Annotated in this window: 11 protein-coding genes; 8 read left to right on the forward strand and 3 right to left on the reverse strand. The window is 48.1% G+C overall.

The genetic code is table 11. The features are described from left to right. The coding region (gene priA, locus ABYP73_RS07030; RefSeq protein WP_372973852.1) for a primosomal protein N' at positions 1 to 1,664 on the forward strand (1,664 nt) is incomplete at its 5' end. Positions 1,665 to 1,669: 5 nt separating this feature from the next. On the opposite strand, the gene ABYP73_RS07035 is transcribed toward priA, so the two are convergent. Then, a complete protein-coding gene (locus ABYP73_RS07035; RefSeq protein WP_188371304.1) occupies positions 1,670 to 2,362 on the reverse strand; it encodes a LytTR family DNA-binding domain-containing protein in 693 nt (230 codons plus the stop codon). 235 nt (positions 2,363 to 2,597) lie between these two features. Between ABYP73_RS07035 and rpsF the strand changes: the two genes are divergently transcribed. The 6 genes from rpsF (at position 2,598) to hisS (ending at position 8,894) form a co-directional block, all read left to right on the forward strand. Beyond that, positions 2,598 to 2,936, forward strand: a complete 339-nt coding sequence (gene rpsF / locus ABYP73_RS07040) for a 30S ribosomal protein S6 (protein ID WP_188371305.1) — start codon at positions 2,598 to 2,600, stop codon at positions 2,934 to 2,936. A gap of 5 nt (positions 2,937 to 2,941) precedes the next feature. Then, positions 2,942 to 3,238: a 30S ribosomal protein S18 gene (rpsR, locus tag ABYP73_RS07045; RefSeq protein ID WP_129604536.1), complete on the forward strand. Its 297-nt coding sequence runs from the start codon at positions 2,942 to 2,944 to the stop codon at positions 3,236 to 3,238. A 13-nt stretch (positions 3,239 to 3,251) separates the two neighbouring features. After that, entirely contained in the window at positions 3,252 to 3,704 is a 453-nt protein-coding gene (rplI, locus tag ABYP73_RS07050) for a 50S ribosomal protein L9 (RefSeq protein ID WP_372973853.1), read from the forward strand. Between the two features lie 89 nt (positions 3,705 to 3,793). Continuing rightward, entirely contained in the window at positions 3,794 to 6,970 is a 3,177-nt protein-coding gene (locus tag ABYP73_RS07055; protein WP_372973854.1) for a carboxypeptidase regulatory-like domain-containing protein, read from the forward strand. 48 nt (positions 6,971 to 7,018) lie between these two features. After that, on the forward strand, positions 7,019 to 7,489 hold the full coding sequence (locus tag ABYP73_RS07060; protein ID WP_372945914.1) for a DUF6495 family protein: 471 nt from the start codon (positions 7,019 to 7,021) through the stop codon (positions 7,487 to 7,489). Positions 7,490 to 7,517: 28 nt separating this feature from the next. Beyond that, positions 7,518 to 8,894, forward strand: a complete 1,377-nt coding sequence (gene hisS, locus ABYP73_RS07065) for a histidine--tRNA ligase (RefSeq protein ID WP_372973855.1) — start codon at positions 7,518 to 7,520, stop codon at positions 8,892 to 8,894. Here the strand turns inward: hisS and ABYP73_RS07070 are convergent. Next, on the reverse strand, positions 8,883 to 9,437 hold the full coding sequence (locus ABYP73_RS07070) for an NUDIX domain-containing protein (protein ID WP_372973856.1): 555 nt from the start codon (positions 9,435 to 9,437) through the stop codon (positions 8,883 to 8,885). The two genes, hisS and ABYP73_RS07070, sit on opposite strands and share 12 nt — an antisense overlap. A 47-nt stretch (positions 9,438 to 9,484) precedes the next feature. Next, on the reverse strand, positions 9,485 to 10,573 hold the full coding sequence (locus tag ABYP73_RS07075) for a M42 family metallopeptidase (RefSeq protein WP_372945911.1): 1,089 nt from the start codon (positions 10,571 to 10,573) through the stop codon (positions 9,485 to 9,487). Between the two features lie 100 nt (positions 10,574 to 10,673). Here ABYP73_RS07075 and ABYP73_RS07080 point away from each other — a divergent pair. Further along, positions 10,674 to 10,944 (forward strand): DUF4294 domain-containing protein (locus ABYP73_RS07080; protein ID WP_372973857.1); only part of this gene is annotated, 271 nt, incomplete at its 3' end.

Raw genomic sequence — 10,944 nt, forward strand, 5'->3', positions numbered from 1 at the left:
ACCGAGTTACTTTTGAAGGAGACACCGAAGGCCTGCAGAAACCGGTCTTAAGCGATTTCCAGCAAAAGAGCCTGGAAGATATTACAGCATCCTTTAAAGATCGGGATGTGACCCTCCTTCACGGGGTGACGTCCTCCGGCAAAACGGAGGTCTATATGAAATTGATGGAAACCTTTCTGGCCGATGGAAAGCAGGTGTTGTACCTCCTGCCGGAGATCGCCCTGACCACCCAGCTTATCTCCCGTCTGCAGACATGTTTCGGCAGTAGGGTAGCTGTATTCCATTCCCGCTTTAGTCTCAATGAAAGGGTAGAGGTTTGGAACAATGTCAGGCGGAATGAGGAAAAGGCGAAGGTGGTCATAGGGGCAAGATCGTCACTCTTTCTGCCTTTTGACAACCTCGGACTGGTCATTGTGGACGAGGAACACGAAAATTCATTCAAGCAATTTGATCCGGCCCCACGGTACCACGCCAGGGATGCTGCCATAGTTCTGGCAACCTTGCACGGCGCTAAGGTGCTGTTGGGATCTGCCACGCCCAGCCTGGAGAGTTTTTATAACGTCAGGACCGGTAAATACGGCTATACTTCCATGGAGCAGCGGTTCGGGGGCGTTCAGATGCCTGAGGTGGACCTGGTGGATATTCGGGATGCATCCAGAAGGAAGCGGATGACCGGGCATTTTTCAGAGGCTCTGATCGCCGGAATCAATGAGACTCTCGCGGTGAGGGAACAGGTGATCCTCTTCCAGAATCGGAGGGGTTATGCCCCTGTAGTGGAATGCATGACCTGCGGACATGCTCCCCAGTGCCCCAATTGCGATGTAAGTCTTACGTATCACCAGGGCAGGAACGAACTGAGATGCCATTACTGCGGATACAGTGAAAAGATGATGGTACAATGTGTGGCCTGCGGCAACGCCACACTGGACACCAAGGGTTTCGGAACGGAACAGATAGAAAAGGAGCTGAAGGAGTTGTTTCCCGATGCGCGTACAGGCAGAATGGACCTGGATACCACCCGGGGGAAATTTGCCTATGAAAAGATCATTACGGGCTTTGCTTCGGGTGAATTTGACATTCTGGTAGGAACTCAGATGGTGACAAAAGGCCTGGATTTCAGACACGTGAACCTGGTCGGGATCATGAACGCAGATGCCTTGCTCAACTTTCCTGATTTCAGGGCTCATGAACGCAGCTTCCAATTGCTGACCCAGGTAGCGGGCAGGGCAGGGCGCACTGAAAAAAGGGGAAAGGTGCTTATCCAGACCTATAATCCACAGAATCCGGTACTCAGGCAAGTGGTTAATGGGGATTATACAGGCATGTATGAAGATCAGATGTCGCAGCGCAGGGAATACCTTTATCCACCGGTGAACAGGATCATCAGGATCAGTTTCAAGCACAGGGCCTATCACACCCTGAATGAGGCAGCTTCTTGGTTTGGCCAGGCGTTGAGGAATCTTTTTGGCACTTCCGTCCTAGGCCCTGAATACCCTCCCGTAGCCCGTATAAGAAACCAGTATATTAAACAGGTGCTTGTGAAAATCCCCAGGGAACAGTCTCTTACCCAAACAAAAAATAGCATTAAAAGAATTGAAAATTCCTTCAATGCTATTTCCCAGTACAGAAGTGTGCGGGTAATCTACGACGTAGACTACTTCTGAATTTCTCAGACGTTGCTAAGGGCTTCGGCCAGTTCTGTTTTCTTGTTTCGGCTCAGGGGAATGGACCTTCCGCTGACCTCTACGTTCTTACTGTTGAATTTTTCTATCTTCTCCAGATTTACGATATAAGACTTGTGTATCCTGAGGAATTTATCGGCAGGTAACTGCTTTTCAAAAGCCTTCATGGTGGAGAGGATCACGATATTGGCCTCATCGGTTACCAGTTTGATGTAGTCTCCAAGGGCTTCGATCCACTTGATGTCATTGAGGATGACCTTGCGCTTCTTGAGGTTGCTTTTGACGAAAATATGCTCCTCGTCCTCAGCCACCTGGTTCATCTGCTCATACTTGGTCACCGCCCTTTTTACAGAGGCATCAAAACGTGCCATGGTAATAGGCTTGTGAAGATAATCCGTTACATCGTAGTCAAAAGCTTTAAGTGCGTAATCCGGTTTTCCGGTGATCAGGATTACCTGGGGGCTGTTCTCCAGAGACTCCAGAAGGTCGAAACCACTGATGATAGGCATCTCCACATCCAGGAAAATCAGGTCAATTTCGTTGTTTTTGATGCCATTCTTGGCTTCAATAGCATTGCTGTACTCCGCAACCAGGGCTAAATTCGGATGATTATTCACCAATTTCGCAACTGCCATACGCTGCATAGATGAATCATCAACAACTATACTTCTTAATTTCATAAAGGGTTGATTTGTGGGGTTAAATCATCGACAAAGTACATAAAAAACTGGACCAACTGCAATAAAAGTTGTGAACAAAATCTTTATAAACTCAGGTGATGATGTGCATAATTTAGGTTTAAAAGTTCAGGTTCGATTTGGGTCATTATAGTACTGATAACGAAGAAAAATATAATTTCTTGTAAATCGAAGGAAGAATTATTACTTTTGCGCTCCTAAAAATCTATATATCAATATGAATCATTACGAAACTGTTTTCATTTTAAATCCCGTTCTATCTGACGTTCAGATAGAGGAAACAGTTAAGAAATTTGAGGATTTCTTAATTAAGAATGATGCCAAGATGGTATCAAAGGAAAATTGGGGCCTGAAAAAACTGGCATATCCCATTCAGCACAAGAAAAGTGGATTCTACCACTTGTTCGAATTTACGGCTCCCGGAGAAGTTATTGCTCCCTATGAGCAGGAATTCAGGAGAGATGAGCGCGTTATGCGTTTCCTGACCGTAAAATTAGACAAGCACGCCATTGAGTGGGCTGAAAAGAGAAGGAATAAACTTAAAGCAAAAGCGTAAGGGACATGGCAACATTACAGCAACAGGCCAAAGGCAAGAAGGACGGGGAGATCAGATATCTCACCCCTTTGAATATCGAGACCAACAAGCAAAAGAAATACTGCCGTTTTAAAAAATCCGGCATCAAGTATATCGATTATAAGGATCCCGATTTCCTCATGAAACTCGTGAACGAGCAGGGAAAATTGCTCCCCAGGAGGCTTACAGGTACTTCCCTGAAGTACCAGCGTAAAGTAGCTCAGGCAGTAAAAAGGGCGAGGCACCTGGCCCTTATGCCTTATGTGGGTGATTTATTAAAGTAAAAAGGAGAAGATCATGGAACTTATACTAAAGGAAGACGTACAGAATCTGGGATTCAAGGACGATATCGTAACCGTTAAGAACGGGTATGGAAGAAATTACCTCATCCCAAAAGGACTGGCTACCATGGCTACTCCTTCTGCCAAGAAAGTCCTGGCAGAGAACTTGAAGCAAAAAGCACACAAAGAGAAAAAGATCGTTGAGGCCGCTAACAAGACGGCAGAGGCGCTTAAACAGCTCGAAGTAAAGATCCCCGCCAAGGTGGGTGCCGGCGACAAGCTGTTCGGTTCCGTCACTAACGCGGATGTAGCTGACGCTCTGGCCAAAGAAGGTCATGAAATCGATAAGAAATACATCATGATCAAAGGCGGGGCCATTAAAAGGGCCGGGCCTTACGAGTCTCAGATCAGGCTGCACAGGGATGTACTTGTAGATTTCAACTTTGAAGTCATCGCAGAACAGAAATAAAGAAAACCTTTCAAATTAAAGAGAGAGCCATTTGATTATGGCTCTTTTTTTTTGCTATATTCACTAGTTCATTAACCAACAATGTGATTATGAAAAAAATTCTTTTGACAGGGTTGTTCCTGTTCGGTTTAACCCTTACTTCCTGGTCGCAGATAACGACCGCAGATATCAGGGGAACAGTTTACGAAGGTGATGCCCAGCCTCTTTTCGGAGCAAACATTGTGGCAGTCCACACCCCCACGGGGACGAAGTACGGGGCCGTGAGCAACATGGATGGTCGCTATAACCTCCCCAACCTGAGAGTAGGTGGGCCTTATGAGATCACCGTATCCTATGTGGGATTCAAATCCCAGGTGCAGGACGGGGTATTTCTCTCTCTGGGACAGACAACGATTTTGGAATTCAGCCTGATCTCCGAAAGCCAGGCCCTGGAGGAGGTAGTAGTGGTCTACGACCAGACAGGAACCTTCGGGAGCGATCGAACGGGAGCGGAAACCAGCGTAGGGCGCAGGGAACTCACCCGACTGCCGACGATCTCGAGGTCTGCCAGCGATTTTATCCGACTGGATCCCCAGGCTTCTTCAGGGGCTTCCGGACTCTCCTTCGGTGGGCGAAACGACCAGTACAACAATTTCTCTCTGGACGGAGCTATTTTCAATAATCCCTTTGGCCTCGATGCGGCCACTCCGGGTGGGCAGACCAATGCCCAGCCCATTTCCCTGGATGCCATCGACCAGATACAGGTCACTACGGCCCCCTATGACGTAACCCAGTCAGGATTTACGGGTGCTTCTGTCAACGCGGTCACGAAAAGTGGTACCAATGAATTCTACGGCACTGCCTATGGGTTTTTCCGGAACGACGACCTTACCGGAGGCAAGATCAATGGAGATGATGTTTTTAAGACCGGTCTGGAGCAGACCCAGTATGGGTTCAGCCTGGGCGGACCCATCGTCAAGAACAAATTGTTCTTTTTCGTCAACTTCGAAAGGGATGAACTTACCGAGCTGGGAACGGATGGATTCGTGCCCAATACCGGCACGGGAGACATCAACGAGAGCCGGGTGACATTATCAGACTTCCAGCTGGTAGACAACCTGTTGCGCCAGGTGGTGATCGGTCAGGATGCTCAGGGGAATGATATCTTTTACGATCCCGGCAGGTTTCAGGGCTTTAATTTCGACCAGGAATCTACCAAAGGTATTATTAAGTTAGACTGGAATATCAATGACAACAACCGCCTGGCGGTCATCTACAATTTCCTGGATGCTTCCAAAGGGAAGCCTGCCAACAGGGATGCCATCACGTTCAGGGGTCCCAACACTCAAACCCTCCAGTTCGAGAATGCTGGTTATGAGATCAACAACAGGATCAAATCCGTTCAACTCGAATTGAACTCCAGGCTTTCCGATGAGGCAACTAACAAACTGCAGGTGGGCTATACCCATTTTGATGACTTCCGGAATCCTTTCTCTACTCCGGCACCGAGTATTGTGATCCTGGATGCCACAGGGAGTTCGAACTATATCATCGCCGGTCACGAACCTTTTTCCATCAACAACAGGCTCGACCAGAAAGTGTTTCAAATCACGGATAATCTGAATATCTTCAAGGGAGACCATACCTATACCATAGGGTTCTCCTTTGAGAAGTTTCAGTTCGACAACTCCTTCAACCTCGGCGCCTACGGGGCTCAGGGAGTCTTTTTCCCTACTACCACTATCACCGATTTTCCAAATTTTGCAAGTTCGGGACAATTGCAGGCCGCTTTTAACAACGCGATCAATGCCGACAGGTCATTCAATGCGAATGGCACCGGAAATCCCGGGGGATGGGCCCTTTCAGAAACCAATGTGGGTCAGCTGTCCTTCTATATGCAGGACGAATGGGATGTCACCGAGAACTTTAAGCTGACCTACGGGGTGAGGTTTGACAAGCCCCTGTATTTCGACACAGCCGAAAAGATCCGGGAGAATATCCAGCGGAAGGGAGGAGCTTCCGGCACCTATATCCCTTCAATACAGTACTTTGATCCTGAGACAGGCGATCCGGTTTTCCTGGATTCTGAGGTCCTGCCGAACAATAATTTCCTGGTTTCGCCAAGGGTTGGCTTCAATTGGGATGTGTATAATGATAATTCGTTGCAGGTAAGGGGTGGCTCCGGGCTCTTCACAGGGCGATTCCCTTTTGTGTGGCTGGGTAACCAGACACAGGCGGTCGATTTCTTCTTTTACCAGATCGTGGATCCGGATTTCCAGTGGCCTCAGGTATGGAGGACCAATGTGGGGGTCGATAAGAAATTTGATAACGGCCTGATCCTGACCGCAGACGTTTCCTATACCAAGGATGTCAATGCCGCCCATGTCCAGAACTGGGGACTGGATGCCCCTTCTGCCACCCTGAATGGGGTCGACAATCGCGCAGTGTACACCAATGCAGATAAGGCCCAGATCTTCGGGGGTCCTACCAATGCCTATGTCTTTACCAATTCGGACCAGGGCCGTATCTGGAATGCATCACTGAAAGGGCAGAAGACATGGAACAATGGCCTTTACGCTATGCTCGCCTACAGTTTCCTCAATGCCAAGGAAGTGAATTCGATCGATGCCGAGATCACCGGGGATGCCTTTGCCGGAAATGCGATTGTCGGTAATGCCAACAGGGATGTCCTTTCCTTTTCCAGATATGGGGATACCCACAGGTTTATCGGGGTGCTTTCCAAGCAATTCAGTACAGGAACTACGATCTCTACCTTCTTTGAATATGCCAAAAGCGGAAGGTTTAACTATATCTATGGAGGTGACATCAACAATGATGGTTCCAGCATCAATGACCTGATCTACATCCCGACGAGTTCGGAGATTGGATCCATGACCTTTAGCGGACCCGGTCAGGCAGAGGCATTTGAGGCCTTTATTCAACAGGACGATTACCTCAGCGGACGTCGAGGACAATATGCGGAAAGGTATGGAGCCCTGGCCCCGTGGAGAAGCAGCTGGGATATCAAGATACTTCAGGATATAAAGATCACGGACAAGAACAAATTCCAGTTAAGCCTGGATGTGTTAAACTTCGGGAACTTGCTGAACTCCAACTGGGGAGTCGTGGAAGGTCCGAGTTTCGACCAGCTTCTTGGGGTAACGGTGGATTCCAACAACAATCCTACCTATACTTTCGACACCAGCAGGACAGACACCTTTGCGGCCATCACCAGCGCCGTTTCCAGGTGGAGGGCTCAGTTGGGTGTCCGCTACATTTTTAACTAAGGAATAAAACCGTAATTTTGGGCCGCCCTTAAAAGGCGGCCTTTTTTTATGAAGTACACACGATTGACAAAAGAGCAGTTAGAGGAATTGCACCCGGAATTTATCAATTTTCTGGCTACCCAGTCCATCACAGCCTCGGAATGGGAAATGATTAAGACGAACAGGCCTCATGTGGCTGAGGAAGAGATCGACGTATTCAGTGACTTAGTCTGGGAAGGCGTGTTGCAGAAAGTGGAATACCTGGAGAATATTTCTTCTCAGCATATGCATCTCTTTCATCTCACCGAAAAGGAAATGAAACTCATCTCAATTAAGGTGAGGAATCCGGAAGTAGACCTGACGACTTCGGAAGGATTTGGATGGTTCAAGAAGAACTGGCAATCTGATTTCGTGGACTACCTGGTGGCGTCAAAGGCGTATTCGGAAGAGCCTAATGCAGACAAATTCGGGCTCATCCAGGAAGGAGCGGTGATCACCAAAGGCGAGCTGTACCAATGGTTTGATAAAATCATAGAATAAGGCGATATTTGCGGAACTACGCGAGGATATGGCACAGAAACCTTCTATTCCCAAAGGCACCAGGGATTTCAGTCCGGCTGAAGTAGCCAAAAGGAACTACATCTTTGAAACGATCAGGCATCAGTTTGAGGTCTTTGGTTTTCAACCCATAGAGACTCCCAGTTTTGAAAACCTGGAAACCCTGATGGGGAAGTATGGGGACGAGGGGGACAGGCTGATCTTCAAGATCCTGAATTCAGGAGACTATCTGAACAAGGTGGATCCTGGGGTATATGCAGAAAAGGACAGTACAGGACTGACGCCTCAGATTTCTGAAAAAGCCTTGCGTTATGACCTGACCGTGCCATTCGCGCGCTATGTGGTGATGCATCAGCACGAGATCGATTTTCCATTCAAGAGATACCAGATCCAGCCGGTCTGGCGGGCAGACCGACCCCAGAAAGGCCGGTTCCGGGAATTTTACCAGTGTGATGCGGATGTGGTGGGTCCCGGCTCCCTGTTGCAGGAGGTGGAACTGGTGCAGCTTTACGATGCGGTTTTTTCCGAGCTTGGCCTCAGCGGGGTCAGCATCAAACTCAATCACAGGAAGATATTAAGCGGAATTGCTGAAGTGATCGGTGCAGGTGACAAATTGATCCCTTTTACGGTAGCCCTTGATAAACTGGATAAAATAGGGAAAGAAGGGGTCATGCGCGAAATGTCGGACGCCGGGATCGGTCAGGCTGCGATCGAAAAGGCCATGCCACTTTTCTCGATGGCTAAAGATAAACAGGCCCCCTTCGATGTATTATCCGATTTCCTGAAGGCTTCTCAGGCCGGAATGCAGGGTATAGAAGAGCTCAGGTTTATAGCAGATACTATTCGAACTCTGGACCTGAAGAGCACCGGCCTGGAAGTGGATGTTTCCCTGGCAAGGGGTCTGAATTATTATACGGGTGCTATTTTTGAGGTTTCGGCCCCTGAGGGTGTGAATATGGGGTCCATAGGAGGAGGCGGCCGTTATGACGATCTCACGGGAATCTTTGGCCTGAAGGACCTCAGTGGGATAGGGATCTCCTTTGGTCTGGACAGGATCTATCTGGTCCTGGAGGAACTAGGGCTCTTTCCTGAGGCAGTGGAGGAATCGGTAGAGGTCCTTTTCGTCAATTTTGGGGAGAAGGAGGCGCTGGCAACTCTTCCTTTGATAAAGAAATTGAGAGGGGAGGGCATCAAGACCGACCTGTATCCTACAGACGCCAAACTGCAGAAACAGTTCAAATACGCCAATAACAGGAACATCCCTTATGTGGTGCTTTTGGGGAAGGACGAGTTAGAACAAAAGGTTATCGTGGTCAAGGATATGGCGAAGGGAAGTCAGAAGACATACACTTGGCAGGATCTGCAGCAGTTCATTTCAACTCTTTAGATGTTTCCTGATGGCATCGCAAACCACCCTGTAGTAACTTCCGTCGTGAGGCACTATCTTGACCTTTGTTTTATCTGTAATATACGGCTGGCCCAATATTTCCATGGGGAATAACCGGATCTCTGCTACTTCTTCTTCCTGTATCTCCAGAGCGGACAGTGTATGGTTGAATTGGCAGAGAAAGGTGTGGTGGTATTCGCAATCGATGATGCCGTTGTCATGTCGCTTAATCGACTTAAACACGCCTACCGGAGACAGATCCTTTTTACCCACAGATAATCCTAATTCTTCCCTGATCTCGCGTAGAGCAGCTTCTTCGACTGGTTCTCCTGCGCCGATGTGCCCTGCTACGGAGACGTCCCAGAAACCGGGAAAGGTCTTTTTCACAGGGGAACGCAACTGCAGAAGGATTTCACCCTGGGAAGTATAGAACCAAATATGAACCGTGGGATGAAAAATCCCTTGCCGATGCGCTTCCGATTTCAGGATCGTTTCACCTGTATATCGTCCATCCTGATCCAGTACGTCTACCCACTCTTCCATGAATTATAACGTATTCGGTGTGGGGTTGGTTAAGCACATCCTTTCGATCAATCGAAATAGCTAAAGGTCTCCCCGGGTTTTATGGTCAGCAGTGTTTCATAGATAAGACGGATCACATTCTCAACATCGTCTTTGTGGACGGTTTCCACAGTAGTATGCATATACCTCAATGGAAGTGAGATCAGGGCAGAAGCTACTCCTCCGTTGCTGTAGGCAAAGGCATCCGTATCCGTTCCGGTAGAGCGTGAAGAGGCCATTCGCTGGAATGGGATCTTTTTGGCTTCGGCGGTTTCGATAATGCGTTCGCGTAATTTGTTCTGAACGGCGGGTGCATAGGAGATCACAGGACCAGCTCCCAGTTCGGTATGGCCCTGGGTCTTTTTCTCGATCATCGGTGTTGTAGTATCGTGGCACACATCAGTCACGATGGCCGCGTTGGGCCTGATGGTCTGGGTGATCATCTCCGCTCCCCTCAGTCCGATCTCCTCCTGAACGGAATTGGTGACGTAAAGGCCATAGGGTAATTTGACCTTGTTTTCGTGAAGCAGGCGGGCTACTTCGGCGATCATAAACCCTCCTGCCCTGTTGTCAATGGCCCTGCAGACAAACTTGTTCTTGTTCAGGATATGGAACTGATCCGGGTAGGTGATCACGCATCCTACATGGACTCCAAGTTTGAGAACCTCCTCTTTGTTTTTTGCTCCCACATCAATAAAGATATTGTCGAGTTGAGGTGGTTTTTCTTTGCTTTTGTCCCGGGTGTGAATGGCGGGCCACCCGAAGATCCCTTTCACGATCCCTTTTTTGGTATGGATATTGACCCACTTGGATGGAGCGATCTGATGGTCACTCCCTCCGTTCCTTATCACATAGATCAACCCTTCGTCTGTGATGTAATTCACATACCAGGAGATCTCGTCGGAATGGCCTTCGATGACCACCTTGTAAGGAGCTTCAGGGTTGATCACGCCAACGGCAGTTCCGTAGGTGTCCGTGATAAAGGTATCGACATAGGGTTTGAGATAATTCATCCAGAGCTTTTGCCCTTCCCATTCGTAGCCTGTGGGAGAGGCATTGTTCAGGTATTTTTCAAAGAAGTCTATGGATTTCTTTGTAAGTATTTTAGAGTTGCTCATGCAGGTTTGAAATTTGCATACAAACTTAGCAATATTCACGTTTAATTAATAACCTCGAATGGGCTTTATGATTAATTTTGACAAGGTAAAATTTCCGGGGATGAGACCTGTGCATAAATATGGGATATTAATGGTGATGCTGGCTTTGAGCAGTATGCTCAGGTCCCAGATAGAAGATCAGCCCTTGGACTCCATTCAGGAAAAGCTGATTATCATGGAGGGTGATTCTCTTTTTCAGGCATCCATAGCCCTTGATGAGGTGTTCCTTTTTGGAAGGTTGGAGTTCGATTCCTATGAAGATAAGCTCCGGTACTACATCCTGAAACGCAAAACACTTAAAGTGTATCCTTACGCCAAGATGGCATCTGAAC

It is taken from the genome of Muriicola sp. (assembly GCF_041567615.1).
GTDB lineage: Bacteria > Bacteroidota > Bacteroidia > Flavobacteriales > Flavobacteriaceae > Muriicola.